29 protein-coding genes are annotated in these 26,635 nt (G+C 66.5%); 15 read left to right on the forward strand and 14 right to left on the reverse strand.

Features of this window, described 5'->3' with window-relative positions; all coding sequences use genetic code 11:
- Genes dsbE through IB274_RS11165 form a run of 4 tightly spaced genes read left to right on the forward strand, consistent with a single transcriptional unit; the run spans position 1 to position 2,646 of the window.
- Complete coding sequence (dsbE, locus tag IB274_RS11150; protein WP_015476576.1) at positions 1-543, forward strand: thiol:disulfide interchange protein DsbE; 543 nt, start codon at positions 1-3, stop codon at positions 541-543.
- Positions 540-1,010, forward strand: coding sequence for a cytochrome c-type biogenesis protein (locus tag IB274_RS11155; RefSeq protein WP_192431971.1), 471 nt, complete (start codon positions 540-542; stop codon positions 1,008-1,010). Before dsbE ends, IB274_RS11155 begins: the two co-directional genes overlap by 4 nt.
- Complete coding sequence (gene ccmI / locus IB274_RS11160) at positions 1,007-2,218, forward strand: c-type cytochrome biogenesis protein CcmI (RefSeq protein WP_192431972.1); 1,212 nt, start codon at positions 1,007-1,009, stop codon at positions 2,216-2,218. The genes IB274_RS11155 and ccmI overlap by 4 nt, the downstream gene beginning before the upstream one ends.
- A gap of 23 nt (positions 2,219-2,241) precedes the next feature.
- A complete protein-coding gene (locus tag IB274_RS11165) occupies positions 2,242-2,646 on the forward strand; it encodes a hypothetical protein (RefSeq protein WP_192431973.1) in 405 nt (134 codons plus the stop codon).
- 433 nt (positions 2,647-3,079) lie between these two features.
- On the opposite strand, the gene IB274_RS11170 is transcribed toward IB274_RS11165, so the two are convergent.
- The gene (locus IB274_RS11170; RefSeq protein ID WP_192431974.1) at positions 3,080-4,282 is read right to left on the reverse strand and encodes a GGDEF domain-containing protein; all 1,203 of its coding nucleotides are present in this window, start codon (positions 4,280-4,282) and stop codon (positions 3,080-3,082) included.
- 241 nt (positions 4,283-4,523) lie between these two features.
- On the opposite strand from IB274_RS11170, the gene IB274_RS11175 reads away from it, so the two are divergent.
- From IB274_RS11175 to IB274_RS11185, 3 genes are all read left to right on the forward strand, one after another.
- Entirely contained in the window at positions 4,524-5,237 is a 714-nt protein-coding gene (locus IB274_RS11175; RefSeq protein WP_192431975.1) for a biotin/lipoate A/B protein ligase family protein, read from the forward strand.
- Positions 5,238-5,295: 58 nt separating this feature from the next.
- Entirely contained in the window at positions 5,296-7,110 is a 1,815-nt protein-coding gene (locus tag IB274_RS11180) for a monovalent cation:proton antiporter-2 (CPA2) family protein (RefSeq protein WP_192431976.1), read from the forward strand.
- A gap of 82 nt (positions 7,111-7,192) precedes the next feature.
- Positions 7,193-8,017 carry an enoyl-CoA hydratase/isomerase family protein gene (locus IB274_RS11185; protein WP_192431977.1) on the forward strand — a complete coding sequence of 275 codons (825 nt, stop codon included), beginning with the start codon at positions 7,193-7,195 and terminating at the stop codon, positions 8,015-8,017.
- Positions 8,018-8,036: 19 nt separating this feature from the next.
- Here IB274_RS11185 and IB274_RS11190 read toward each other — a convergent pair whose 3' ends face one another.
- Positions 8,037-8,303, reverse strand: coding sequence for a hypothetical protein (locus tag IB274_RS11190; RefSeq protein ID WP_192431978.1), 267 nt, complete (start codon positions 8,301-8,303; stop codon positions 8,037-8,039).
- A 249-nt stretch (positions 8,304-8,552) separates the two neighbouring features.
- Positions 8,553-9,275, reverse strand: a complete 723-nt coding sequence (locus tag IB274_RS11195; protein WP_192431979.1) for an RNA pseudouridine synthase — start codon at positions 9,273-9,275, stop codon at positions 8,553-8,555.
- A 104-nt stretch (positions 9,276-9,379) separates the two neighbouring features.
- Here IB274_RS11195 and IB274_RS11200 point away from each other — a divergent pair, with 104 nt between their 5' ends.
- Complete coding sequence (locus IB274_RS11200) at positions 9,380-10,003, forward strand: hypothetical protein (protein ID WP_192431980.1); 624 nt, start codon at positions 9,380-9,382, stop codon at positions 10,001-10,003.
- 22 nt (positions 10,004-10,025) lie between these two features.
- On the opposite strand, the gene IB274_RS11205 is transcribed toward IB274_RS11200, so the two are convergent.
- The 3 genes from IB274_RS11205 to IB274_RS11215 all read right to left on the reverse strand — a co-directional run bounded on the left by IB274_RS11205 (position 10,026) and on the right by IB274_RS11215 (position 12,205).
- Complete coding sequence (locus tag IB274_RS11205) at positions 10,026-10,634, reverse strand: DUF4893 domain-containing protein (RefSeq protein ID WP_192431981.1); 609 nt, start codon at positions 10,632-10,634, stop codon at positions 10,026-10,028.
- Positions 10,635-10,688: 54 nt separating this feature from the next.
- The gene (locus tag IB274_RS11210; protein WP_192431982.1) at positions 10,689-11,798 is read right to left on the reverse strand and encodes an AI-2E family transporter; all 1,110 of its coding nucleotides are present in this window, start codon (positions 11,796-11,798) and stop codon (positions 10,689-10,691) included.
- A 206-nt stretch (positions 11,799-12,004) separates the two neighbouring features.
- Positions 12,005-12,205, reverse strand: coding sequence for a hypothetical protein (locus IB274_RS11215; RefSeq protein ID WP_024765957.1), 201 nt, complete (start codon positions 12,203-12,205; stop codon positions 12,005-12,007).
- Positions 12,206-12,362: 157 nt separating this feature from the next.
- Between IB274_RS11215 and IB274_RS11220 the strand changes: the two genes are divergently transcribed.
- Together IB274_RS11220 and IB274_RS11225 are read left to right on the forward strand one after the other, a co-directional pair.
- Positions 12,363-14,132, forward strand: coding sequence for an ABC transporter transmembrane domain-containing protein (locus IB274_RS11220; RefSeq protein ID WP_192431983.1), 1,770 nt, complete (start codon positions 12,363-12,365; stop codon positions 14,130-14,132).
- 114 nt (positions 14,133-14,246) lie between these two features.
- A complete protein-coding gene (locus IB274_RS11225; RefSeq protein ID WP_192431984.1) occupies positions 14,247-15,083 on the forward strand; it encodes a S1 RNA-binding domain-containing protein in 837 nt (278 codons plus the stop codon).
- Between the two features lie 5 nt (positions 15,084-15,088).
- On the opposite strand, the gene IB274_RS11230 is transcribed toward IB274_RS11225, so the two are convergent.
- Both IB274_RS11230 and IB274_RS11235 read right to left on the reverse strand, forming a co-directional pair.
- Positions 15,089-15,502: a DUF5064 family protein gene (locus IB274_RS11230; RefSeq protein ID WP_192431985.1), complete on the reverse strand. Its 414-nt coding sequence runs from the start codon at positions 15,500-15,502 to the stop codon at positions 15,089-15,091.
- A gap of 190 nt (positions 15,503-15,692) precedes the next feature.
- Positions 15,693-16,247, reverse strand: coding sequence for a magnesium transporter (locus IB274_RS11235; RefSeq protein WP_192431986.1), 555 nt, complete (start codon positions 16,245-16,247; stop codon positions 15,693-15,695).
- Positions 16,248-16,486: 239 nt separating this feature from the next.
- Here IB274_RS11235 and def point away from each other — a divergent pair, with 239 nt between their 5' ends.
- Positions 16,487-17,026, forward strand: a complete 540-nt coding sequence (def, locus tag IB274_RS11240; RefSeq protein ID WP_192431987.1) for a peptide deformylase — start codon at positions 16,487-16,489, stop codon at positions 17,024-17,026.
- A 104-nt stretch (positions 17,027-17,130) separates the two neighbouring features.
- On the opposite strand, the gene IB274_RS11245 is transcribed toward def, so the two are convergent.
- Positions 17,131-17,988: a MurR/RpiR family transcriptional regulator gene (locus IB274_RS11245; RefSeq protein ID WP_192431988.1), complete on the reverse strand. Its 858-nt coding sequence runs from the start codon at positions 17,986-17,988 to the stop codon at positions 17,131-17,133.
- A 186-nt stretch (positions 17,989-18,174) separates the two neighbouring features.
- Between IB274_RS11245 and zwf the strand changes: the two genes are divergently transcribed.
- Genes zwf through IB274_RS11260 form a run of 3 tightly spaced genes read left to right on the forward strand, consistent with a single transcriptional unit; the run spans position 18,175 to position 21,012 of the window.
- Entirely contained in the window at positions 18,175-19,644 is a 1,470-nt protein-coding gene (gene zwf / locus IB274_RS11250; protein ID WP_192431989.1) for a glucose-6-phosphate dehydrogenase, read from the forward strand.
- Positions 19,631-20,347 (forward strand): 6-phosphogluconolactonase, encoded by a 717-nt coding sequence (pgl, locus tag IB274_RS11255; protein WP_192431990.1) that lies wholly within the window; start codon positions 19,631-19,633, stop codon positions 20,345-20,347. Before zwf ends, pgl begins: the two co-directional genes overlap by 14 nt.
- Before the next feature lie 17 nt (positions 20,348-20,364).
- A complete protein-coding gene (locus IB274_RS11260) occupies positions 20,365-21,012 on the forward strand; it encodes a bifunctional 4-hydroxy-2-oxoglutarate aldolase/2-dehydro-3-deoxy-phosphogluconate aldolase (protein ID WP_192431991.1) in 648 nt (215 codons plus the stop codon).
- A 211-nt stretch (positions 21,013-21,223) separates the two neighbouring features.
- Here IB274_RS11260 and IB274_RS11265 read toward each other — a convergent pair whose 3' ends face one another.
- Positions 21,224-22,678 (reverse strand): TrkH family potassium uptake protein, encoded by a 1,455-nt coding sequence (locus tag IB274_RS11265; RefSeq protein WP_192431992.1) that lies wholly within the window; start codon positions 22,676-22,678, stop codon positions 21,224-21,226.
- A 179-nt stretch (positions 22,679-22,857) separates the two neighbouring features.
- On the opposite strand from IB274_RS11265, the gene IB274_RS11270 reads away from it, so the two are divergent.
- A complete protein-coding gene (locus IB274_RS11270; protein WP_192431993.1) occupies positions 22,858-23,418 on the forward strand; it encodes a nitroreductase family protein in 561 nt (186 codons plus the stop codon).
- On the opposite strand, the gene IB274_RS11275 is transcribed toward IB274_RS11270, so the two are convergent.
- The 4 genes from IB274_RS11275 to IB274_RS11290 form a co-directional block, all read right to left on the reverse strand.
- Positions 23,399-23,878: a hypothetical protein gene (locus tag IB274_RS11275; protein WP_192431994.1), complete on the reverse strand. Its 480-nt coding sequence runs from the start codon at positions 23,876-23,878 to the stop codon at positions 23,399-23,401. The two genes, IB274_RS11270 and IB274_RS11275, sit on opposite strands and share 20 nt — an antisense overlap.
- Positions 23,879-23,904: 26 nt before the next feature.
- On the reverse strand, positions 23,905-25,239 hold the full coding sequence (locus IB274_RS11280; RefSeq protein WP_192431995.1) for a sensor histidine kinase: 1,335 nt from the start codon (positions 25,237-25,239) through the stop codon (positions 23,905-23,907).
- A gap of 91 nt (positions 25,240-25,330) precedes the next feature.
- Positions 25,331-25,786 (reverse strand): Spy/CpxP family protein refolding chaperone, encoded by a 456-nt coding sequence (locus IB274_RS11285; RefSeq protein WP_192431996.1) that lies wholly within the window; start codon positions 25,784-25,786, stop codon positions 25,331-25,333.
- Between the two features lie 170 nt (positions 25,787-25,956).
- Positions 25,957-26,634, reverse strand: a complete 678-nt coding sequence (locus IB274_RS11290) for a response regulator transcription factor (protein ID WP_192431997.1) — start codon at positions 26,632-26,634, stop codon at positions 25,957-25,959.
- Position 26,635: the final 1 nt, after the last annotated feature.

The raw sequence follows: 26,635 nt of genomic DNA on the forward strand, positions 1-26,635 counted from the left end.
GTGAAGCGTGCGATCCTGCTGTTGCCCCTGGCGATCTTCCTGGTCGTCGCGGTATTCCTCTTTCGTGGCTTGTGGCTGGACCCCAGCGAGCTACCCTCGGCGCTGATCGGCAAGCCGTTCCCGGCGTTCTCCCTGCCCAGCGTCACCGAGCCGGGCAAGACCTACACCGAGGCCGACCTCAAGGGCAAGCCAGCGCTGGTCAACGTCTGGGGAACCTGGTGCCCGACCTGCCGCTTCGAGCACCCGGTGCTCACCGACCTCGCCGCCAAGGGCGTGGTGATCTACGGCATCAACTACAAGGACGATGGCGCCGCGGCGCAGAAGTGGCTCAAGGAGCTGCACAACCCCTACCTGATGAACATCGCCGATGCCCAGGGCACCCTGGGCCTCGACCTGGGGGTCTACGGCGCTCCGGAGACCTACATCATCGACAAGGACGGCATCATCCGCCACAAGCTGGTCGGCGCCGTCGACGAGAAGGTTTGGCGTGAACAGCTGGCGCCGATCTACCAGGGCCTGGTCGACGAGGCGGAGGGCAAATGAAACGTCTGCTTGCTGCTGCAGCGCTGGGGCTGTGCCTGACCGGTATCGCCCACGCCGCCATCGACACCTACGAGTTCGCCAATGACGCCGAGCGCGCGCGCTTCCGCGACCTGACCACCGAACTGCGCTGCCCCAAGTGCCAGAACCAGGACATCGCCGACTCCAACGCGCCGATTGCCGCGGACCTGCGCAAGCAGATCTATACGCAGATGGCGGCCGGCAAGAGCAACCAGCAGATCGTCGACTACATGGTCGACCGCTACGGCGAGTTCGTGCGCTACAAGCCCGAAGTCAGCGAGCGCACCTGGCTGCTCTGGTTCGGCCCGGCCGCGCTGCTGGGCCTGGGCGTGATCGTCATCGGCGCCATTGTCGCGCGCCGCCGTCGCCCGGCCGCTGCCACTTCCACCACGCTGTCCGCCGAGGAGCAGGCGCGTCTCGACCAATTGCTGGATAACCAAGACAAATGATCGATTTCTGGCTCGCCGCCGGCCTGCTGTTGCTGGTGGCCCTGGCATTCCTCCTCATCCCTCTGCTGCGCGGCCGCAAGGCCCAGGCCGAGGAAGACCGCACCGCTCTCAACGTCGCCCTGTACCAGGAACGCCTGGCGGAACTGGGTGCCCAGCGTGACGCCGGCACCCTCGACGCTGCGCAGTTCGAGGCCGGCCGCGCCGAAGCGGCCCGTGAACTGCTCTCCGACACCGAAGGTGCCGGCGATGATCGCCGCTCCCGCCTCGGCCGCGCTGCGCCGCTGGTGGCAGCAGTAGTCCTGCCGTTCCTCGCGCTGGGCCTCTACCTGCATTGGGGCGCCAGCGACAAGGTCGAGCTGGCCCGCGAATTCGCCACCGCGCCCAAGTCCATGGAAGAGATGACCGCGCGCCTGGAGCGCGCCCTGCAGGCCCAGCCGGATTCCGCCGAGGGCTGGTACTTCCTCGGCCGCACCTACATGACCCAGAACCGCGCCGCCGACGCCGCCAAGGCCTTCGAACAGGCCGCGCGCCTCTCCGGCCGCCAGCCGGAAGTGCTCGGCCAGTGGGCCCAGGCGCTGTACTTCGCCGGCGACAAGGCGCTCAGCCAGCAAGTGCGCGACCTCGCCGACGAAGCACTGAAGAAGGACCCGCAGGAAGTTACCACCCTCGGTCTCCTCGGCATCGCCGCGTTCGAGGACGAGAAATACGCTGACGCCATCGACTACTGGGGTCGCCTGGTCAGCGTGCTGCCGCAGGACGATCCGTCGCGCGATGCCATCGCCGGTGGCATCGAGCGCGCTCGCAAGCGCATGGTCGAGAAGGGCCAGACTCCGCCTGAGGCGCCGGTTGCCGCCGCCACCGCTGGCGTGACGCTGAAGGTGAAGGTCGACCTGACCGACGCGGTTAAGGGCCAGGTCAAGCCGGACGACAGCGTGTTCGTCTTCGCTCGCGCCGTGAGCGGCCCGCCGATGCCTCTGGCAGTGAAGCGCCTGAAAGTTTCTGACCTGCCCAGCGAGGTTTCGCTGAGCGACGCCGACGCGATGATGCCGCAGCTCAAGCTCTCCCAGCACCCGCAGGTGCAGTTGGTCGCGCGCGTTTCCCGCGCCGGCAATGCCACCGCGGGGGAATGGATCGGACGAAGTGCTTCGTTGTCTACTTCCCAGGCGGGCGAGCAGAGCGTGACAATCGACAGCCCGGATCAGAAGTAATCACGACAAGAGAGGGTTGAGCGATGAAGGGCAGATTGCTGGCGCTGGGTGCCATGCTGGTACTGGGTGGTTGCGTGGTGCAGCCGCAGCAGCCGGAGCAACCGCCTTCGCAGATACCTCCGCCCTCGCAGCCGAGCAAGCCGATCCCGCCGGCCAGGACTTCCAGCTCGCCGATCACCCCGCAGCCCAGCGCTGCACCGGTCGCCAAGCGCCCGACCCAGTTCGCCCCGCCGCCCGGCGGCAAGGGCCGCTGGGACGCCAGCCTCGGCGTCTATGTGATCCAAGGTCAGAAGGACCTCTTCTACCGTCAGCGCACCTACTACCACTGGGACAACGGCTGGTACTGGGGTGTCGGCCCGCAAGGCCCCTGGACCGAGACCGACAGCAGCGGCGTACCGCCGGGGCTGACGCGCAAGTACGCGCAGTAACGCATACAGCGCGCTTGTCCTAGGAGCGAGCTTGCTAGCGAACCCTGGCTCTACGACTCCGCCCGCCACCCTCTTCCTAACCCTGGTTGCGCGCCCCGCTCCGAAGGGAGAGGTGACTGGCTTGGCGTATCCAGAAACGTCGATGCCCGCCGGTCATATCAGTTCGTAGGGCGAGTCACCCGGAACGGGTTATCCGCTGGTTGCCTCGCGGTAGATAACGCTGGCGCGTTATGCACCCTACGAACTGTCTTCTCCGGTTGAATCCATCGCTGCGTTCCCCCTCACCCCAGCCCTCTCCCGAGGGAGAAGGGGCAGGTCGTGCCGTCTGGCACGATGGTTTCACCCTTCACCGGCCCCCTGGGAGCGGGTTAGGGGGGCTGATCCAGGCGCAGGAGCTCAGGGAGGATCGGTCTCTGACAACGGGCTGATGCTCTCAATCGAACGTCCCCATCTCCGTCCCCAGCTCTATCACCTCCACCCGATTGCGTCCGCTCGCCTTGGCCTTGTACAGCGCCTTGTCAGCCGCCGCGTAGAGGCCCTCATAGGTGCCCGATATGCCTGCCTCCAGGCAGGCGATGCCGAAGCTCGCGGTGAGGTAGAGCAGGCCGTCCTTCATCGGCAACGGGGTTTCTTCCAATAGCCGGCGAACTTTCTCGGCGATGACTCGTGCCTGGGGCTGTGAGGTGTCGGGCAACAGCAGCAGGAACTCCTCGCCGCCCAGGCGCGCCACGCTGTCGCCGGTGCGGGTGTAGTTCCTCAGCAGGCTGGCGGTATGGCGGATGACCTCGTCGCCCAGCGGGTGGCCGTAGCGGTCGTTGATGAACTTGAAATGATCCAGGTCCACCATGAGCAGGCTGATCGGTGCCGGCTGGCGGGCGGCGCGCGAGAGTTCCATGCCCACCAGTTGGTCGAACTGGCGGCGGTTGAACAGCCCGGTCAGGGGATCGTGGCCGGCGAGGTATTCCAGCTGGCGGTTCTTTTCCTCCAGCTCCAGCCGTTGCTGGCGGAGAAACTCGCGCTGGCGCAGGTTGCGCACATGGCCGTGCCAGAGGATGAACGACAGCACCAGGCCGATGCCGCAGATGGTCAGTCCGCCCATCTGGTTCGACAGGCGCAGCTGTGGGCTGGCTTGGGTCAGCGTCATGGTCAGCTCGAAGGCGGCCAGCGCGAGGATATAGAGCGTGACGGCCAGGCTCGGGCGCAACAGGATGATCAGCGAGGTGGCCACCGAGGCCATGAGGAACGGGGTAATGCTGCTGGTGACCTGCTGATCGGCGCCGGTGATGGCGATGCCGAACCCCAGTAGCAGGATGCTGCCGAGCACGGTCAGGGTCTGCATGTACCACAGAGGCGCGTGGCGTCGGGGCGGGGAGGCCATCCAGGCGAGCAGGCCGAGCAGGCTGAAGAGCACGGCGACCACGGCGTGGACACGGATGATCTCCAGCCGCCAGCCGTCATATTCGGGGTTGGACCCCTGCAGATTAAGGCGGAAGACCAGGATGTGGACCAAGTCGAAGGGCACCGCCAGCAGGGCGGAGAAGTACAGGCGCCGCAGGTTTTCCCGGGCGATCGGCAGCGCCAGTGCGTCGTTGACTGCAATGGCGTGGTGCAGACGCTGAAGCAACGTCCTGGACACGGGTTCTGGCCTCCTGCGCAAGTGCCGGCCAGTAGCAGGATAGACGCAGCGCCGCTTCGCTGCGGTGTGGATTGAAGTCGACGTGACTCGGCACGACGTCGGCGCAGTCACAGCCCGCTACGCTGAAATTTCCGAACGCGGCAACAAATTGGCCTGGAACATTGTCGGATAAGCCCTCGGCGGGCATAGTCCGCAACCCGGTTTACCCCAAGGACGCTCTCATGAACCCAAGGTCGCTCTTATGAACAAGGTGCAACGACTGTCGGCGCAACAGGGCCTGGACGCCGAGCGTGCCCTGCTCGACGCCACCTTCGCCGGTGAGCGCGACAGCGGCCTGCTGTTCTGGAGCCCGCTGGAACAGTCCCTGGTAATGCCGCGCCGGCTCAGCCGCCTGGAAGGCTTTGCCGCTGCCGAGGCCGCCTGCGCCAGGCTCGGTTGGCCGATCGCCCTGCGTGACACCGGTGGCGAACCGGTCCCGCAGTCCGCCGGCGTGCTCAACGTCGCGCTGGTCTATGCGATCCCGCCGGGGGACAACGAGCAGACGCGCATCGAGACCGCCTACCTGCGCCTGTGCCAGCCGCTGTGCGACTGGCTGGCGGCCTTGGGCCTCGATCCGAGCCTGGGGGAAGTGGAAGGCGCTTTCTGCGATGGCCGCTACAACGTCAATCTGGGCGGCCGCAAGCTGGTGGGCACCGCCCAGCGCTGGCGCCGCCGGCCCAGCGACGGGCGCTACGTGGTGCTGGCCCACGGCGCCATCCTGATGGAGAACCAGCGCGAGCCGATGGTCGCCGCGGTGAACACCTTCTACGAGCACTGCGGGCTCGAGGCCCGTGTGCGCGCCAGCAGTCATGTCGCGCTGGACGAGCGCTACGAGCAGCCCTGGGACCAGGTGGACGCCCTGGCCGGGCAATTCCAGCGGCACCTGCTGGCCGAGGGCGTGGCGCTGGATGTGTGAGATGAACGACACGGGTGGATCTTCGCTTCGCCCCAACCCTTCCAAGGAGTCTTGATCGATGGAACATGGGACGAATTACCTGCAGTCGGCAGTGGTCTTCCTGCTCGCGGCGGTGTTCATGGTGCCGCTGGCCAAGCGCCTGCAACTGGGCGCCGTGCTCGGCTACCTACTCGCCGGGGTGTTCATCGGCCCGTCGCTGCTGGGGCTGATCGACAACCCCGAAAGCGTCGCCAGCCTGTCCGAACTGGGCGTGGTGCTGCTGCTCTTCATCATCGGCCTGGAGCTTTCGCCCAAGCGGCTGTGGGTGATGCGCAAGCAGGTCTTCGGCGTTGGCCTGGCGCAGGTGCTGCTTACCGCGCTGGCCATTGGCAGCGTCGCGGTGCTGGCCTTCGATATGCCGGTGAATACCTCCGTGGTGCTGGGCGGCGGCCTGGCGCTGTCGTCCACCGCCTTCGGCCTGCAGATTCTCGCCGAGCGCAAGGAGCTGAACAGCCCCTACGGCCGCCTCGGCTTCGCCATCCTGCTGTTCCAGGACATCGCCGCGATCCCACTGATCGCCATGATCCCGCTGCTGGGCGCGCGCGCCGATTCGGCGGCGCCGGGCGGTGACCTGGCCCATGTCATGGAAGTGGTCGGCAGCATCGCCATGGTAGTCATCGGCGGGCGCTTCCTGCTGCGCCCGGTGTTCCGTTCGGTGGCCCGCACCGGTCAGGCCGACCTGTCCACCGCCACTGCGCTACTGGTGGTGGTTGGCACCGCCTGGCTGATGGAGTGGGCAGGTGTGTCCATGGGCCTGGGCGCCTTCCTTGCCGGCCTGTTGCTGGCGGACTCGGAGTACCGCCACGAACTGGAAGCGCAGATCGAACCCTTCAAGGGCCTGCTGCTCGGCCTGTTCTTCATCAGCGTGGGCATGAGTGCGGACCTCGGCCTGCTCAAGAGCGAGCCGCTGGTGGTGCTCGGCCTTACCTTGCTGCTGGTGGGCATCAAGCTGCCGCTGCTGTTCCTCATCGGCCGTCTGGCCGGTGGCCTGGACAAGGTCTCGGCGATCCGCCTCGGCGTGCTGCTGGGCGCTGGCGGGGAGTTCGCCTTCGTGGTGTTCAAGCTGGCCCTGGCCCAGGGGCTGATGGACGGCAAGCTGCACTCGCTGCTGGTGCTGTGCATCACCCTGTCCATGGCGATGACCCCGCTGCTGGTGCTGGCCCTGGCGCGCAATATCAAGTCCAAGCCCGCCGTGCTGCGCGAGCCGCCGCCCGAATACCGCCAACTGCCGGACGACGCGCCGCGCGTGGTGATTGCCGGCATGGGCCGGATGGGCCAGGTGGTCGCCCGTATCATGCGCGCCCAGGGTGTGCCCTTCGTCGCCCTGGATACTTCGGTGGACACCATCGAGCTGACCCGCAGCTACGGCAATATCCCGATCTTCTACGGCGACCCGCTGCGCCCGGAAATCCTCCGCGCTGCCCAGGTGGAGAAGGCCGAGTTCTTCGTCGTCGCCACCGACGACCCGCAGACCAACATCGAGACGGCGCGGCTGGTGCGCAAGCTCTACCCGCACCTGAAAGTCATCGGCCGGGCGCGTAACCGCCAGCACGTCTACCACCTGCTGGACGCCGATGCGACGCCAGTGCGCGAGACCTTCCACTCGAGCCTGGAGATGAGCCGCCTGCTGCTCACCGGTCTGGGCCTGACCGAGGAACAGGTCGCCGCGCGCATCCGCCGCTTCAAGCGCCACGACGAAGCGGTGCTGATGGCCCAGTACCGCGTCTACGACGATGAGACCGCGGTGATCCAGACCGCCCGCGAGGCGCGCAAGGAGCTGGAGACCCTGTTCGAGGCCGACCATCTGGAAGACCAGGGCATCGGCCACCACTGACCGGCCATTCCGCGCATCGATAGTGCTGGGGCGCCACGCGCGCCCCGGCGCATCCTCGGGCCTTCGCAACGGAGGCCCATCGATGAGCAACTACCGCACTTTCACCCGGGAAGACCGCGACGGCGTTGCCGTGGTGAGCTTCCGTCACCCGCCGATCAACCTGGTCGACCGCGCCATGGTCATCGACCTGCTGCACCTGGCCGATGAACTGGAACGCGATAGCGATACCCGCGTGCTGCTGCTGCGCAGTGCCAACCCGGATTTTTTCCTCGCCCACTACGATCTCGGCAGCCAGCTGGACGCGCCGCCGATGAAGCTGCCCGCCGGCATGGCCAGCCCGCTCAGCGCGCTGTTCAGCCGCTTCAGCCGGCTGCCGCAGGTGACCATCGGCGAACTGCGCGGCCGCGCGCGGGGCGCCGGCAGCGAATTCCTCCTGGCGCTGGACATGCGCTTCGCCTCCCGCGAGCACGCGCTGCTCGGCCAGCCGGAAGTGGCAGTCGGCCTGCTGCCCGGTGCGGGTGGCACGGTACGCCTTGCGCAAATGCTGGGGCGGGGCAGGGCGCTGGAGGTCTGCTTGGGTGGCGAGGATTTCGATGCGGATACGGCAGAGCGCTACGGCTGGATCAACCGGGCGTTGGCGGACGCGGAACTGGAAGGGTTCTGCGACGCCCTGGCGCGACGCATTGCGGCCTTCCCGGCAGCGGGTGTCGCCCATGTGAAGGCGCTGGTGGAGCAGGTGACGGCGGCGGATCAGGCGGCGTTGGTGGAGGAGTCGCAGCGCTTTGTCGGTGATATGTCGGCGCCGGAAACGCTGGAGCGGGTGCGCTGGATGATGGACAACGGCGGCCAGCGGGACGGGGATCTCGAGCGCGACCTGGGGGCCGCACTCGGGCGCTACCCGGGCTGAATCGCTTGCGAGGACGGCTTCACGCGGTTTTCGCCAGGATCGGTTCGTTCGCTACGGCGACCAGTACGGGGCGGGCCAGCTGATGCTTCACCGCCGGCCGCGGCTGGCGGCTGGCCGAGGGGCGACGGTCGGGGATGATCACGGCCGAGCCCGGCGAACGCAGGGTCAGCACGGCGATGCCACCGGCCAGCAGCGTGGTAGCGAGTACGACGCTGGCGAGGGCGACGTACAGCAGCAGCTCCACCAGGGAGCCAACGAGCAGCAGGAAATCGAGAATGACTTGCATGGTGGTGTCCTCTTGACGATCCGTTTGGGGGCGTCTCGCGAGTAGCTTGTTCGCCCCTGCGGCCCGACTGCGGGGCCGGCGAATCTCCTGCCAGCGAGTTGATGGGGCAAAGATGCCGCGCGCGGACTATCAAGAGAACTGAATGCGTCGACTGGTGACTATCGATGTTATCGATAGCGGCTGTAAGCCGCGGATTAGAAGGGCGCCCTGGTTATTCGCGGGCGCCCGCGACTTTGGTCGGGTAGACGGTCAGAACTTCTCGCCCGGCTGCAGGAAGCGCCATTGGCCAACGGGCAGTTTGCCCATGGCCACGCCGCCCAGGCGCAAGCGGCGGATCGACAGAGCCTGCAGGCCGACCGCGCGGCACATGGCGGCGATCTGGCCGGGGCGGAATTGCTTGCCGGCGAAGCGCAGGCGGGTCTCGCTCTGCCAGCTGACCTTCAGCGGCGGCAGTTCGCGGCCGTCTATCAGCATGCCGCGGCAGAGGCGCTTCAGGCCGTTGTCGGCGATCTGCCCGCTGACCTCGACCACGTACTCGTGCTCGATGTTGTCCGCCTCGTCCACCAGCCGGCGTTGCACGCCGCGGCTCTGGGTGTAGACCAACAGGCCGCTGGCGTCGGTCTCCAGCACAGTGGTGTTGAACTGGTGGCCGAAGTGCTTGCGCAGCAGACGCTGCTGCAGGTTGTCCTCGCTCCAGCGCTTGTCCGGCGTCAGCAGTTGCTGCGCGGAGTTGGCGCCATTGCCGCTGCCCAGGCCGACCGGCTTGTGTACGAGGATGGTTACCGGCGGAATCGGCTCGGGGAAGGCGCCCGGCAGCAGTTCGATGCGCTGGGTATTGACCTTGAACTGCGGCTCCTCGACACGCTGGCCGTCGACCGTGACCCAGCCACCCTCGATGTACAGCTCGGCGTCGCGGCGCGAACAGGGCAGCAGCTCGGCGAGACGCTTGGACAGGCGGATGGCTTCGGACATTTCGGGTAACCAGGCAGGGGAAAACGTTCATTGTAACCGCAAGCCGGTGGAATGATCCGCGCGGTGTCCGGTCACAACCTCAGAGCAAGCAACGAGGATGCGCGATGCGGATCACCCTGATCGACGGCCTGGGCTGGGACCTGGACGAGCACGGCACTGGCGGCCTGATCAATCGGCGCGGCGAGAAGGTGCACCTGCGCCAGGGCGACATGGACGGCGCCTGCGGGCCCTACTGCCTGGTGATGGCCATGCTCGCCCGCAACCAGCTGGCGCGGCGTCAGGCCAAGGGGCTGGCGCCGGTGGATTCGCGGACCCGCTACGGGCGGTTGATGGAGGCGCTGAACCAGCACGAGACACTGGTGCGCGTCGGCACCACGGGCGCCGACCTGCTGGAACTGCTCAAGGTCATCAGCGACAAGGAATACCGCGTCGAGCGCGGCAATGGCGCGCGGATGATCGAACTCACGCGCCGCCACCTGGAGGAGAATATCCCGGTGGTGCTCGGCTTCCACGGCCGCAAGGACAGTGACATCCGCCACTGGTGCCTGGCGGTGGGGATGAGCGACGACGCCTTCTTCCTCCTCGACCCGGCCCACGACCTGCAGCGCGGGCTGGCCTGGAACGCGGTGCTGACCACCCAGGCCAACGGCTCGCGCTTCGGCTATCGCTACCTCAACGCGAAAGGCACCTGGGCGGTGACGCTCAAGGAGATGGTGGCGCTGCTCTGAGCCTTTCCTGGCGAGAGTGGGCTCAGCGGGTGAAGCGGAACAGGTTGTAACCCCCGAGCTGCTCGGGCACCAGCAGCACGAAGCCGTCGTACGAATTGCGCACGACGCCGACCACGTCGGTCTCCCGTGCTGCCGCCTGCTCCAGCCCGCTGTAGCCGACCTGTGGATCGTCGTTTACCGACGCGCCGCCGACGAATACCAACTGCTTTTCATCCAGGCGTTGCAGGTAGCCGCTGATGCGCTGCGAACCGCTGGTCTTCTCAAGGAACAGTCCCTTGGGCGTCTGTCGCACCGAGCACTTGAAGTTCGGGTAGCCGTACAGCGCTTGCGCTTCGAGCTGAACAGAGCGGCACTTCCAGTTGCCGGTGAGGGCCGAATCGGCGAGCGGTTCCGGGTCTTCCAGCACGATGCGGTAGAGGTTCAGCGCCTCGTTGCGGGTAGTTTCGTCCTCGCTCTGCTGGAGCTGGTCGAGCAGTTGCTTCACCTGCGCGTCGAGGGTGGTCAGGCGTTGCTGGTCGGCGGCATTGACCACGGCCGGCCAGACGACGGCGGCCTCTTCGGCGAAGGCCAGTGGGGAGAGCAGTAGCCCGGCGGCGAGCAGGGCGGCGGTGAGGGAGCAGCGTTTGGGCATCGGGTGCATTCCATTGCGGGTGAACGCCCGCGGTCTGAGCCGCGGGCGAGGGGATCAGGGCGAGGTCTGTTCGGAGGATTCGACCGGCGGCGCGACCGGCGCCTCGCGTTCGTGGACCCAGGACATGAACAGCTCGTAGCCCAGGGCCAGCACCACCGGGCCGACGAACAGGCCGATGATGCCATTGCTGAGCATGCCGCCCAGCGCGCCGATGAGGATCACTGCCATCGGCACCTTGCTGCCACGGCCGAACATCAGCGGCTTGAGAACGTTGTCGGAGAGACCGCCGGCCACCGTCCAGACGGTGAACAGGATGGACACCAGCAGCGAATCGTTGGTCATGAACACATAGGCGATCGCCGGCAGGGTGATCAGCACCACCGGCAGTTGGGTGATCCCCAGCAGCAACACGCCCAGAGCCAGTAGGCCGGCGCCGGGGATGCCCATGACGATGAAGCCCAGGCCGAGGATCAGCGTCTGGATGAAGGCCACGCCGACCACGCCCTGTGCAACCGCGCGAATGGTGCCGGTGCATAGCTCCGCCAGGCCCGCGCCACGGTCGGGGCCGGAGATGCGGATGGCGATGTCACAGGCGGTACGGCTGCCCAGCTTGCCGTAGGCCATGATCACCCCGGCGATGACAAAGGCGGCGAGGAACTGCATCAGCCCCATGCCGACGCCCGCTGCCTGCCCGGCGACCTTCTTCGCCACGCCCTGCAGGTGCGGCGCCAGTTGCTGCGCGACGCCCATGAAGTCGGTGGCGACGCGGTGCCAGAAGGGATAGATGTACTGCCCGATCACCGGCCAGTTCTGCACCGAGTCCGGCGGCAGCGGGATTTGCAGGGTGCGGTTCTGGATGGCGTGCACCAGGTCGCGCACCGAATCGGCCATGGACAACCCGATCACCACCACCGGCACCAGCAGGATTACCAGGCCCAGCACCACGATCAGGCTCGCGGCGCTGTTCGGGCGCTCGCCGAGCCAGCCGCTGAGCAACTGGTGCATGGGGTAGAGGGTAATGGCGAGGATCACCGACCAGAGCATCAGGTCGAGGAAGGGATGGAAGATGCGGAAGCAGAAAACGGCCAGCAACAGGATCAGGCCGGCGCGGATCAGCACATCGAGCAGGTTGCGCGACAGCAGCTTTTCCGGAGAGGGCAGCATGGGGTGCTCCTTGCGAGTGGCCTGGGATAGGCCAAGTCCTGACTATGGGCGGACTCTGCCCGAGTGCAAGGCGCACAGGCAACACAGGATCGACGGAATTGCGGAGGCTTTGGTGTAAAGCGGGGTATCAGGGAGGGGGAACGCAGGACGGGCGAAGCGAGGGAGGCGGGCAGCCTGCCGGGAACCGGCAGGCTTGCCTGCAGATATTACTTCTTGCCGAGACTGATGTGGCGGCTCGGTGCGCCGTAGTTCTGACCGGTCACGCCCTTGGCGATTTGCTGGATCTCACCGCCGGAGTTCAGGAAGGCCGCGATCTGGGCTTCCAGAGCTTCGCTGGTCGCGGTAGCGGCGGGAGCCTTGGGGGCTGCTTTCTGGCGGGTGGAGGGCTTGGTAGTCATATCTGCCATACCTGTCTGCGCAAATTGGCCGCCCATTGTACATCAAACGAGCAGCTTTCGGGGCGGTTATGGAGCGAACGGTCCCATTAGCCTGCCTGAATCGTCCTTCACGCGGTGCGCCGCGGCGGTGCTACCCTCTGCCCATTCCGGCCGTTCAGAGCCCGCCATGTCCCTGTTGTCGTCCCGCCAGCGCAATGCCCTGCGCTTGGCTCGCTCGTTTCTCGCTCCCTATCGCTGGCGCGCCTTCGGCGCACTGCTGGCGCTGTTGTTCACCGCCGCCATCACCCTGTCCCTGGGGCAGGGCATCCGCCTGCTGGTGGACCAGGGCTTCATCACCCAGTCCGAGCAACTGCTCACCCGCGCCATCGGCATTTTCTTCCTGCTGGTGCTGTGCCTGGCGGTCGGCACTTTCGTGCGCTTCTACCTGGTGTCGTGGATCGGCGAGCGCTTCGTCGCCGATATCCGTCAGCGCGTGTTCGACCATCTGATCGAGCTGCACCCCGGTTTCTACGAGAACAACCGCGCCTCGGAGATCCAGTCGCGGCTGACCGCCGATACCACGCTGCTGCAATCGGTGATCGGCTCCTCACTGTCCATGGCGCTACGCAATGTGCTGATGCTGCTGGGCGGGGTAATCCTGATGTTCTTCACCAACGCCAAGCTGACCAGCATCGTGGTTGCCTCGTTGCCGCTGGTGATCGCGCCGATCCTGCTGTTCGGCCGCCGCGTGCGTAGCCTGTCGCGGCTCAGCCAGGACCGCGTGGCGGACGTCGGCAGCTACGTCGGCGAATCCCTCGGCCAGATCAAGACGGTGCAGGCCTACAACCACCAGGCGCAGGATCGCGCGCGCTTCGGCCGCACCGTGGAAGACGCTTTCGACACCGCGCGCAAGCGCATCATGCAGCGCTCCTGGCTGGTCAGCGTGGTCATCCTGTTGGTGCTCGGCGCGGTTGGGGTGATGCTCTGGGTCGGCGGCATGGATGTGATCGCCGGACGCATCAGTCCGGGTGATCTCGCGGCCTTCGTGTTCTACAGCCTGATCGTCGGCATGGCCTTCGGCACGCTGAGCGAAGTGATTGGGGAGTTGCAGCGTGCGGCCGGTGCCGCCGAGCGCATCGCTGAGCTCTTGCGCGCGCGCAGTGAAATCCATGCCCCCGCCAGCGACCTGCTGCAGCTGCCGGAGCGGATCAGCGGCAGCATCGAATTGCAGGCCGTGCGTTTCGCCTACCCGTCGCGCCCGGAACAGTGGGCCATCGACGCTATCGACCTGCGCGTAGAACCGGGCGAGACCTTGGCGCTGGTCGGCCCGTCGGGTGCCGGCAAGTCCACCCTGTTCGACTTGCTGCTGCGCTTCTACGACCCGCAGCAGGGACGCATCCTGATCGACGGCCAGCCCATTGCCCAGCTCGACCCGACGGACCTGCGCCGCAGCTTCGCGCTGGTGTCGCAGAACCCGGCGCTGTTCTTCGGCACGGTGGAAGAGAACATTCGCTACGGCCGCCCTGATGCCAGCGATGGGGAAGTCGAGGCCGCCGCCCGCGCGGCCCATGCCCACGAATTCATCCTACGTCTGCCGCAGGGCTACCGGACGCATCTGGGGGAAAGCGGCCTGGGCTTGTCCGGCGGCCAGCGCCAACGCCTGGCGATTGCCCGCGCGCTGTTGGTGGATGCGCCTATTCTGCTGCTCGACGAAGCGACCAGCGCGCTGGATGCCGAGAGCGAACACCTGATCCAGCAGGCGCTGCCGGGACTGATGCGCGACCGCACCACGCTGGTGATCGCCCATCGCCTGGCCACGGTGCTAAACGCCGACCGCATTGCGGTGATCGAGCATGGTCGCTTGCTGGCGCTGGGGCGGCACGCCGAGCTGGTGCTCAGCAATCCGCTGTATGCGCGCCTGGCAGAGTTGCAGTTCGGCCAGGCGGACCACTTTTAGGAGCGGGCCATGCCCGCGATGCGCGCCGATGACGCGCACCCGATCCGGCAACCGGCGGCAGCCATAACGCGCCAATCCGCGTAGAATGCTCGCCCCGTTCACGAGGTAAGCGTCATGGCAGTCATAGGTCGGTTCAATTCGTTGCAGGTGGCCAAGCACACCGATTTCGGTCTCTACCTGGATGGCGAGAGCCACGGCGAAATCCTCCTGCCCAAGCGCTATGTGCCGAAGAACGAACCCACCGAAGTGGGCGACTGGCTCAACGTGTTCATCTACCTGGACAGCGAAGATCGCCTGATCGCCACCACCCAGAAGCCCAAGGTGCAGGTCGGCGGCTTCGCCAGTCTGAAGGTGGTGGAGGTCAACCGTGTTGGCCTGTTCCTCGACTGGGGCCTGCCCAAGGACCTGCTCCTGCCGCACTCGGAAGAGAAGCGCCCGCTGCAGGTCGGTGATTACTGTGTGGTCCACGTCTACCTCGACGAGCGCAGCCGCCGCATTACCGCCACCGCGCGTCTGGATCGCTACCTGGACAACGTCCCGGCCAACTACAAGGTCGGCCAGCAGGTGGACCTGCTCGTCGTCGAACGCACCGACCTGGGTTACAAGGCCATAATCGATGGCAAGCACTGGGGCCTGATCCACAAGAACGAAGTCTTCAAGTTCATGCGCAACGGCCTGCGCGAGACCGGCTACATCAAGGAAATGCGCGCCGACGGCAAGATCAGCCTGAGCCTGCAGCCCGCTGGCGCCGGCCTGTCCGATGCGCTGAGCGAGCAGATCCTCAAGGCCCTGCGCGAGGCCGGCGGCCAGCTGGCGCTCAGCGACAAGAGCCCGCCGGAGCTGATCGCGCAGCAGTTCGGCGTCAGCAAAGGCAACTTCAAGAAGGCCATCGGCGGCCTGTTCAAGCAGGGCTTGATCGTCATCCACGACGACGGCATCGAACTGGTCTGACCACCTCAGCCGCGCCCGCGGACGATGGACTCGGCTACCGCGCAACGCGGCTCGGCCGGAGCCAGCGAACCCATGCGCTGCAGGTCGACCGGCGTGCCCGGCTCGGCCTTCAGCCGACGGCGCAGGTCGTCGAACACCCGGTCATGCTCCTTGCGAAAGCGCAGTACCGGCCCGCGGCAGACCCGCAGGCCGTGGCGGCGCAAGATGCGCGTGGCGCTGCCGGCGAAGTTGAAGGCGAGGTCGCCGGGCAGATCGAAGCTGTCCTTGAACGGCTGGCCGTCGATCTCGCCGTCCAGTTCGAATTTCACCAGGGCATCCCGGCTATTGGCGTTATCCACCGTGTAGCTCAGGCGGATGCGGTACTGCTGGCGGTCGAGGCCGGTGCTGGAATGGATAGTGACCTCGGTGGGCGTGGTCATGCCTTCCTCCTGACGGATCGATGTGGCAGGTCGGCGAGCGTTAGGCTCAGTCTCGAACCTGTCGACGCCCGGACGCCTGATGTGCATCAAGAGTAGGACTTTTCTGTAGGAATCTGGTGCATGACAAGCACTCCCGCGCCGTGACGGACGGCGCGGTGGGAGTTCCCGGCGATGTCCGCGGCCGGCGGCGTCACATCATGTGGCGGAAGCGGTTCCAGGCGTGCTCCATGGAAAGCCACCAGGCCGGCGCGGCGCTGCCGAAGCCGGCGATCTCCAGGCGCGGATGGTGGCGCACCACCATGTCCAGCACCGGTTCCTGGTCGGGCTTCACGTCGACGAAGAACACATGGCGGCCTTCCTGCAGGTTGTCCTGGAAGCGGAGTACGTCACCGCTGGGGCGCTGCAGGCCGAAGAAGCTGCTTTCCCATAGGCTGAAGCCCAGCAATACCGCAGCGAGGAATATCACCGGAATCCAGCCGGCCGCTGTCTGCGTCCAGCCGCTCAGGTAGCCGACCACCAGTACCAGCACGGCCAGCGCGGCGCCGATCATCAGGCCGATCTTGCCCCAGTGCACCACGTCCTTCTTCATCATTGAGGGCACTTCGTGGAGGCGGTGCTCCTGCATTTCCGCGTCGCTGTCGCTGAGCACGTGCATCTGCTCGATGCCGATGCCGCTTTCGGAGAGCTCCTGCTCGACCTGCTCCAGGTCGTCCAGGTTGTCGCTGATGTAGTAATGCCTGTTCATGACGAACCTCACGCCCCTCGGAATGAAAGCTCCCCCCAGGGTTCGACCGCCATCTGCCGTGGAATTCGGCAAATATCCGTCGCTCGATGGTTGGCGTCGCAGCTCAGTCTAACACTGCGGCGCTGCGGTCTCCGGGGTGCTGCCCGGCGGTCGTGGGCTTGCCAGACCGGTTGCAGGGGCCGAGGATGCAGCTCTCATTGAAAGCATGCCGCTTTCACGCAACGGCGAGCGAGGCACAGATGATCCGCGAGATTCTCAAGATGGGCGACGAGCGCCTGCTGCGCATCGCCCCACCGGTGCCCGAGTCGATGATCGGCAGCGCTGAGCTGAGCCAACTGATCGACGACATGTTCGAAACCATGCACCACATTGGCGGCGTCGGCCTGGCCGCCCCGCAGATCGGTGTCGACCTGCAACTGGTGATCTTCGGCTTCGAGCGCAGCGAGCGCTATCCGGATGCGCCGGCGGTTCCGCCGACCATCCTGCTCAACCCGCTGATCACGCCCATCGGCGATGGGCTGGAAGAGGGCTGGGAAGGGTGCCTGTCCGTGCCGGGCCTGCGCGGGGCGGTGAATCGCCACCAGCGCATCCGCTACCAGGGCGTCGACCCCCAAGGCCAGCCCATCGATCGCACCGTGGAAGGCTTCCACGCCCGCGTGGTGCAGCACGAGTGCGACCACCTGATCGGCCGTCTGTATCCATCGCGCATCACTGACTTCAGCAAGTTCGGCTTTACCGAGGTGCTGTTCCCCGGGCTGGATCCGGCGGCGGATGATTGAACTGGCGTGGTTTTTAGCCACCGTTCTCAAAGTTCGGGGCGGGGATGTCCCTCGCCTTGAAGGGAGAGGGCGAGGCCCTCGCACAGGGGGCCAGGTAGAGGCGTTCAGTCTTCCTCGTCAAGCTGGTAGCGCGTCGGCACCAGGCTCTCCTTGATCTTGCGCAGGTGCGGCTGGAAGTCCACGCCCCGGCGCAGGGTCACGCCGGTGGCGAGCACGTCGAGCACGGTCAGCTGGATGATCCGCGAAGTCATCGGCATATAGATGTCGGTATCCTCGGGCAGCGGGATGTCCAGGCTCAGGGTGCTGGCGCGGGCCAGCGGCGAGTCCGCGGCGGTCAGGCCGAGTACCGAGGCGCCGTTCTGTCGCGCCAGGTGCGCCACGTCCACCAGCTCGCGGGTGCGCCCGGTATAGGAAATCACCACGAACAGGTCGCCGGTGTGCGCCACCGAAGCGATCATCCGCTGCATCAGCACATCGCTCTGCGCCGAGACCGCCAGGTTGAAACGAAAGAACTTGTGCTGCGCGTCCAGCGCTACGGAGCTGGAGGCGCCGAGGCCGAAGAAGTGAATCTGCCGGGCCTGGATCAGCAGGTCCACGGCGCGGTCGATCACTTTCGGGTCGAGCTGCTTGTGGGCGCTGTCCAGCGAGGCAATGGTGCTGCTGAAGATTTTCCGCGTGTAGGCCTCGGGGCCATCTTCGGCGGCGACCGCCTGGGTCACGAAAGCCGCGCCGCTGGCCAGGCTCTGGGCCAGCTGGATCTTCAATTCCGGGTAGCCGCTCATACCGAAGGAGCGGCAGAAGCGGTTCACCGTCGGCTCGCTGACGCTGGACGCCTGCGCAAGCGCGGCGATGCTGAAGCGCGTGGCCTGCTGCGGGTCGCGCAGGATCACTTCGGCGACCTTGCGCTCGGCCTTGTTCAGCTCTTCCAGACGGCTCTGGATCTGCTCCAGCAGGTTTTTCATCCGTGCTCCTTGGGCAATCGACGGTTGACCGGTTGGCTACGGTCAGCGGCGCTATCCTAACGTCAGGCCGGCAGGCGACCAACAACGGCGCGATGCGGTAAAAATATGTTGTTTAATTACTACATATTTGTCTTAATGTCGGCGTAGAAGGCTAACTATCGTTCAAAATTTGGTTGGTAACAACAAATGCCTGAAGTCCGAGTTCTGCCCTGCACCCTCGCATTGTTCGGCGCGCTGGGTGATCTCGCCCTGCGCAAGCTGCTGCCAGCGCTCTACCAGCTCGACCGCGAAGATCTGCTGCACCGCGATACCCGCATTCTCGCCCTGGCTCGCGACGACGGCGCCAGCGAAGAACCCCTGGCGACCATCGAGCGCCGCCTGCGTCAGGCCGTACCGGCGAAGGAGTGGGACGAAACCGTCTGGGCCCGCTTCCAGGCGCGCCTGCATCACCTGAGCATGGATTTCCTCGACGCCGGTTCGTACCAGGCGCTGGCCGAGCTGGTGGGGGACGATAAGACCCTGGTCGCCTACTTCGCCACCGCCGCCTCGGTATTCGGCGGCATCTGCGAGAACCTTGCCGCCGCCGGCCTCGCCGAGCGCACCCGGGTAGTCCTGGAAAAGCCCATCGGTCACGACCTGGAATCGTCCCGCGCGGTGAACGACGCGGTGGCGCGCTTCTTCCCGGAAAACCGCATCTACCGGATCGACCACTACTTGGGCAAGGAGACGGTGCAGAATCTCATCGCGCTGCGCTTCGCCAACAGCCTGTTCGAGACCCAGTGGAACCAGAACCACATCTCCCACGTGGAGATCACCGTGGCCGAGAAGGTCGGCATCGAAGGCCGCTGGGGCTACTTCGACAAGGCCGGCCAGTTGCGCGACATGGTGCAGAACCATCTGCTGCAGCTGCTCTGCCTGATCGCCATGGACCCGCCGGCGGACCTCACCGCCGACAGCATCCGCGACGAGAAGGTGAAGGTGCTACGCGCGCTGGAACCCATCGCGCCCGGGCAGCTGGCGACCCGCGTGGTGCGCGGCCAGTACACCGCCGGCTACATCGATGGCAAGGCGGTGCCCGGCTACCTCGATGAGGAGAACGCCAACCCTAACAGCGATGCCGAGACCTTCGTCGCCCTGCGCGTGGATATCCGCAACTGGCGTTGGTCCGGCGTACCGTTCTACCTGCGCACCGGCAAGCGCATGCCGCAGAAGCACTCGCAGATCGTCATCCACTTCAAGGAACCGCCGCACTACATCTTCGCGCCGGAGCAGCGCTCGCTGATCAGCAACCGGCTGATCATCCGCCTGCAGCCGGACGAGGGCATTTCGCTGCAGGTGATGACCAAGGACCAGGGGCTGGGCAAGGGCATGCAACTGCGCACCGGTCCGCTGCAACTGAATTTCTCCGAAACCTTCCAGACCGCCCGGACGCCGGATGCCTACGAGCGACTATTGCTGGAAGTCACGCAAGGCAACCAGAACCTGTTCGTCCGCAAGGATGAGATCGAGGCCGCCTGGACATGGTGTGACGGCCTGATTGACGGCTGGGGGCGCCTGGGTGAGGAGCCCAAGCCTTATCCGGCCGGAAGCTGGGGGCCGCAGGCCTCGGTTGCCCTGATCGCACGCGACGGGAGGGACTGGTATGGCGATCTTTGAACCCCAACTGGCTGAAGGCATGGCCTGGAAGACCTGGAACAACGCCGCCGAGCAGGCTCGCGGCCTGGCCGAAGCGGTAGCCGATGCGCTGCGCGAGGCACTGACCGAACGCGGCCGTGCCTTGCTGGTGGTTTCCGGCGGGCGCAGTCCGGTGGCTTTCCTCGAAGCCCTCAGCGGCGCGGTGCTGGACTGGTCGAAAGTGGCCGTCAGCCTTGCCGACGAGCGCTGGGTGCCCGAGTCGCATCCGGACAGCAACGCCGGCCTGCTACGTCGTCACCTGTTCAAGGGGGCGGCGGCGAAGGCGCAGTTCATCGGTATCTACCAGCCGGCGGCCAGCCTGGAAGAGGCGGCCGACAAGGCCGACCGCTACCTGCACGAACTGATGCTGCCCATCGATGTGCTGGTGCTGGGCATGGGGGACGACGGCCACACGGCTTCGCTGTTCCCCGGCAGCAGCAACCTAGTAGAGGCGCTCGACCCGGCCGGTACGCGCCGTTGCCTGCCGATGTGGGCACCGACCGTGCCGCACCAGCGCCTGACCCTGACCCGCGCCGTACTGCAGGGCGCGCGGGTGCAGATCCTGGCCATCCAGGGCGAGTCCAAGCTCGCTACCCTGAGCCAGGCGCTCAGCGACAACGACGACCAGCGCATGCCCATCAATGCGTTCCTGCGTTCGCCTCTTTCGATCCACTGGTGCCCCTGAGGCACGGAGTTACCGCAATGTCTGAACAACACATCCAGCAGATCGACGCTCTCGCGCAGCGTGCTCGCATCCTGCCGGTGATCACCATCGACCGCGAAGCGGACATCCTGCCCATGGCGGATGCTCTGGCAGCCGGCGGCATCACCGTTCTGGAAGTGACCTTGCGGACCTCGCTGGGCCTCACCGCGATTCGCCAGCTGAGCGAACAGCGTCCGGAGCTGATCGTCGGCGCCGGCACCGTGCTCGATCCGGAAACCTTTGCCCAGGCGGAAGAGGCGGGGGCGAAGTTCATCGTCACGCCGGGCTGCACCGATGAATTGCTGGAGTACGCCGTGACCCGCCCGGTGCCGCTGCTGCCCGGCGTGGCCACCGCATCGGAAATCATGGCGGCATACCGCCATGGCTTGCGCCGCTTCAAGCTGTTCCCGGCCAAGGTCGCGGGCGGCGTGGAGGCGCTCAAGGCGTTCGGCGGGCCGTTCCCGGAGGTGCGTTTCTGCCCCACCGGCGGCGTCGGCCCGGACAATCTCAACGACTACTACCGGCTGGCCAACGTGATGTGCGTGGGCGGCAGCTGGATGCTGCCCAAGGCCGCCATCGACAGCGGCGACTGGGCCACGGTCGAACGCCTGAGCCGCGAGGCGCTGGCGTTGCTGGACACACACTGAGCTGTCCTGATCTGGACATGCCCGGCCTCAGCGCCGGGCTTTTTTATGTGCGCAGGATAAAACGGCGCACCCTGTGGGAGCGCCCCATGGGCCCGATCGCGGGCATGGCCCGCTTGTATCCTCCCAAGGTAGCGCCGTGTGCCGGCGTTCCCGGTAAAGCGGTTTGTAGGACGGCGTGTTCATCCGACAATTTGGGCTGTTGTGGGGGCGATCAATGCCGCCAGAAGGCTGGGGTGAACAGCACCAGGACGGTGATGATCTCCAGTCGTCCGAGCAGCATGCCGCCGCAGAGCAGCCATTTGGCCGCGTCCGGCAGCGAGGCGAAGTTGCCCGAGGGGCCGATGATCGGGCCCATGCCCGGGCCGACGCCGGCTACGGTGCTGGCCGCGCCGGTGAGCGAGGTCATCCAGTCCAGGCCGAGGAACGACAGGCCCAGCGCCAGGCCGCCAACGGTGGCGCCGAAGAAGAACGAGAAGGTCAGGATCGAGCGCACGATCTCTTCGTCCAGGCGGTGGCCGTTGTAGCTCTGCTTGATCACCGCGCGCGGGTGGATCAGCTGGTAGAGGCTGGCGCGCAGCAGGGTGTAGGCCACCTGGAAGCGGAAGATCTTGATGCCGCCGGCGGTGGAGCCGGAGCAGCCGCCGATGAAGCCCAGGTAGAAGAACAGCATGATCGAGAAGTGCCCCCACAGGCTGTAGTCGCCCAGGGCGAAGCCGGTGGTGGTGACCACCGAGGTCACATTCACCGCGACGATACGGAAGGCGTCCAGCCACGGCAGGCTGGAGGTCACCGAGTACCAGGTGCCCATCACCAGCCAGGTGAACACCAGTAGGGCGAGGAAACCATGCACCTGATGGTCGCGGATCAGCGCCTTGCGATTGCCGCGCAGGGTGGCGACGTAGAGCACGAAGGGAATGCTGCCCAGGATCATCACCACCACCGCGACCCAGTGCACCGCCGGCTGGTGCCACTTGGCCAGTGACTGGTCGGAGGTGGAGAAGCCGCCGGTGGAGATCGCCGACATGGCGTGGTTGAGCGAGTCGAACAGGCCCATGCCGGCCCACCAGAAGGCCAGGGTGCCGGCGATGGTGATGGCCACGTAAACCCCGACTATGTACTTGGCCACCATGTGCGAGCGCGGCATGACCTTGTCGGAGCGGTCGGAGGATTCGGTCTGGAACAGGCGCATGCCACCGATGCGCAGCATCGGCAGGATCGCCACCGCCATCGCGATGAAGCCGATGCCGCCCAGCCAGTGCAGCAGCGAGCGCCAGATGAGGATGCCGGGCGACATCTTGTCCAGCCCGGAGAGGATGGTCGACCCCGTGGCGGTGATGCCCGACATGCTCTCGAAGATCGCGTCGGTGAAGCTGATGTGCCGCGCGAACATGAAGGGCAGGGAGGAGAAAAAGCAGACGATCACCCAGCTCGACACGGTGAGCATGTACATGTCCCGCGGGCGCATGTGTACCTGCTCCGGGCGGCCGGGAATGACCATGCCCAGCCCGCAGGTGAAGGTGATGATCGCCGACCAGATGAACGGGTGCAGCTCGTTGGCGCGGCCGTAGTACAGCAGCGTGGCCATGGGGACCAGCATGGCGACCGCCAGCGTGATCACGAAGATGCCGATGATGAAACCGAGGGTGCGTAGAGTCGGCAGGGCCATTCGCTGAGGTCTGAATCCAATGGGAATCGGCCATTTTACCTGCCGCCTGCCGATAGTAAACCGCGTGACACCGTTCCCCTTTACAAGTGGGGAAGAGTAGGAGGGCGCCGTCTTTCCCGGACAAATGCGAACCCTTTGCGTCTACAATGGCGGCTTTCGAGATTGACTGGAGGCAGCCCATGGAGGCTCTCGACGCGTTGCTCAACCGTGTGTCCCACGCCCGCCTGAGCGAGCCGGCACCGTCCGCCGAGCAGCTGGACCGCCTGTTCCGCAGCGCCTTGCGCGCCCCGGATCACGGGCAGCTGCGGCCCTGGCGTTTCCTCACCGTGGAAGGCGAGGCGCGCAAGGAACTGGGTGAGTTGTTCGCCCGCGCCGTGGCGGCCAATGAGCCCGACGGCAAGCCCGAGGCGCTGGACAAGGCTCGCGCCATGCCGCTGCGCGCGCCGTTGCTGGTGGTCGCCGTGGCACGCCTGCAGGATCACCCCAAGGTGCCGGAGATCGAGCAGTGGCTGGCGGCGGGTTGCGCCGCTCACGGCATCATCCAGGCGGCCTACGTTGAAGGATTGGGAGCGATGTGGCGCACTGGCGCCCTGGCGTTCGATCCGCTGGTGCGCGAGGGCCTGGGCCTGGCCGAGAACGAGCGCATCGTCGGTTTCATCTACCTCGGCACGCCGGTCGGCGAACTGCGCCGCCCGGCACCGCTGGACCCGGCCGGGTTCGTTAGCGCCTGGCGGGGCTGAGCGGCAGTTCCAGGCGTACCTTCCACCCTCCGTCGCGAGCGCGCCAGAGCAGGTGCCCGCCCTGCCAGGAGGCCAGGCGCCGCGCCGGCGGCAGCGCTTCCGGCAGCCAAGCCCGCGCCTGTGGGTCGTAGCCTTGCAGGTCTAGGCGCAGCTCACCGCGTGCTGAACTGAGCGAAAGCTCCAGCGCAGCCTGCGGATGGCGGGCCAGCGCCCCTTCCAGCAAGGCATCCAATGCTTCGCCCAGCGCATCCGGCCAGCTTTCCAGCGGCCAGGTGCCGCTCTGCGGCAGGCTCAGGCGCAAGCCGGGCCAGCGTGCTCGCCATTGGGTGGCGAGGCGCGCCAGTTCCACCGCCAGCACCAGGTACTGCGGATCGTCGCAGGGATCGCTGCGCAGGAGGGCTGACGGCGGCAGCGGTCGTTGCGGGGCGGGAATCGGCGTAGCGAAGGCGGGAAGGCTCATGGTGGCTCTCCGAATGTGCGCTCGGTTCAGGCGGCCTGGCGGCGCAGCGGCAGGTCAATGCTGGCCAGGAAACCGCCCTCGGGATGGTTGCTCAGGCGCAGCCGCCCGTGGTGGCGCTCGACGGCGCGACGGGCGATGGCCAGGCCCAGGCCGTGGCCGGGGCTGCTCTGGTTGGGAGCGCGGAAGAAGGGTTCGCCCAGTTGCGCCAGGTGTTCTTCGCTGGCGCCCGGGCCGTGGTCACGGATGCTGATGTGCAGGCGTTCGTCGTCGATCCGAGCCTGGATCTCCAGCGGTTGCTCCGCGGGGTTGAAGCGCAGGCCGTTGCGCAGCAGGTTGTCGAGGGCGCGTTCGAGCATGTCCGGCCAGCCGTCGAGGGCCAGTTGCGGGGCGACGTCCAGCTGGATGCTCTGTTCCGGATAAAGCAGTTGCGCGTCGCTGCGCAGGCGCTCGAATAGCGGCAGCAGGTCGATGCGGCTGGTCGGGCCCGGCTCGGCGTCGAGGCGGGCGAGGGCGAGGATCTCGCTGATCAGCGCTTCGAGGCGGTCGCATTCCTGTTCCAGGCGCGGCCACATGGCGGCGCGCTGTTCGGGCTCGGAGCGTTCGGCCAGCGCCAAGGCGATGCGCAGGCGCGCCAGTGGTGACCGCAGCTCGTGGGACACATCACGCAGGAGCTGGCGTTGGCTGCCGATCAGTCCTTGCAGGCGGGCACCCATGCGGTTGAAGTCACGGGCCAGCACGCCCAGTTCGTCGCCACGGCGGGAGAGGCGGGCGAGACTGTCCTGTTGGTAGCTGGTCTGGCCGAGGTCATGCACGGCGCGGCGCAGGCGGTTCAGCGGGCGGGTGATGGACAGCGTCAGCAGCAGGCTGAATACGGTCAGTACCACCAGCGCGATGCCTAGCGCGCTCAGCGGCCAGAGCAGGCTGCTGCGGTGCCAGGCCTGCAGCGTCGGATGCGGAATGCGGTAGATGAACAGGTAGGTCTGGTCGGTGCGGCTGCTGGTGTATTCCTGGCTCAGTTGGCGCCAGGGGAAGCGCGGCAGGTTCTCGCGGTCGAAGTTGCCGTGCGGGCGCGGCGGGCGCGGCAGGTAGGTGCCATTGACCAGGCGCTGGCCGGTCTCGTCGAGCACCTGCACCGAGAGTTCGTATTGCTTGCGGCGGCTCTCCAGCAGTTCTTGCGCGGCGTTCGGGCCTTGGGTCTCGTAGAGCAGGGTCCATTGCTTGGCGATGTCATGCAGGCCGGGATAGCGGGCGATCACCCAGGTGTCCTGGTTCAGGGCGCGGCCCAGCAGGATCGACAGTCCGGCCACCAACAGGAGGGCGAGCCAGAAGGCGGCGAGGATCCGCCAGAAGAGTGAACGCATGGTCTTCCTGTTCAGCCGCATGGTCTATCCATTGTCAGGGCTCCACGGCAAGGCGCCGGGTAGAACCCGGCGCCTGCGCTTGCTGGAGCTATCAGTTGGTCTTGGCGCCGTCCTTCTGGGCCTTCCAGGTCTGGAATTCAGCCCATTCGGCCTTGCGCTGTTCGCGCTGCTTCTTCAATTCGTCGAACTTCTTCTGCTGCTCGGGAGTGAGGATGCCGCGGATACCCGCGTCGGCCTTGTCACGGTTGGCCTTGAGTTCCTCCTGCATGGCCTTGCGATCGGCCTCGGGCAGCTTGTTCCAGTACTTCTCGGTGATCGCACGGCGATCCTTCATCGAGTCGCCCATCAGCTTGCCAACTTGCTGGCGCTGGTCCTGGGTCAGGTTCAGTTCGCGGAATGCACCGCCGTGTTCGCCGCGGTGCATGCCCGGGCCGTGGTCCTTCATGAACGGGGCCGGCGGCGGAGCGTCGGTCGGCGCGGGAGTGGCCGCCAGCGCGACGGTCGGCAGGGCGGCAGCGATCAGCAGGGCGGTCAGGGTCTTGCGCATGGTGTTTCTCCTTTCTGGGGCCGGTCGTTACCGGATGAGCCCAGTCTAGGGTCGGCAAGGTCAAGGGCGGTCAGTCCCACGTAAAGCTTCGGTAAAGTTTACGTGAAGCCCTGCTGGAATCTTTACGAGGTCCGGGCCAGAGCGGCCCGGGCGTTCTGCATGGCGAGGTTTCAGACTGCGTAGAAGTAACCGCGCCCGCGCAGGGCGAGGATGCGCGGGCGACCATCGGGGTGGCCTCCGAGCTTCTTGCGCAGGTTGCTGACGTGCATGTCCAGGCTGCGGTCGTAGAGGGTCAGCTTGCGGCCCAGCGCGATCTGCGCCAGCGCCTGTTTGTCCAGCGGTTCGCCCGGCTGGCGCAGCAGGGCTTCGAGGATGCGGCTCTCGGAGAGGGTCAGGCTGATTTCCTCGGTGCCGATGGTGGCCACGCCGCGCGACAGGTTCAGCGCCAAGTCGCCCAGTTCAAGCTGCGCGGTGGGTTGCGCAGGGTGGCTGCGGCGCAGCACGGCGCGCAGGCGGGCGGTCAGCTCGCGGGGGTCGCAGGGCTTGGCCAGGTAGTCGTCGGCGCCCAGTTCCAGACCCAGGATGCGGTCCAGCGGCTCGCCGCGGGCGGAGAGCATCAGTACTGGCAGGTCCGGATGGTCGCTGCGCAGTGACTTGAGCAATTCCAGGCCGCTGCCATCGGGCAGCATCACGTCGAGCACGACCGCGTCCGGCGCGCGGCTGCCCAGCGCGGCGCGGGCTTGGGCGCCATCGTGGGCGGCACGGATGCTGAAGCCTTCCTGGGTCAGCCAGGTGGTCAGCAGTTCGCAGAGTTCGACATCGTCGTCGATCAGCAGCAGTTCACTCATG

The organism is Pseudomonas sp. PDM18 (genome assembly GCF_014852585.1).
Taxonomy (GTDB): Bacteria; Pseudomonadota; Gammaproteobacteria; order Pseudomonadales; family Pseudomonadaceae; genus Pseudomonas.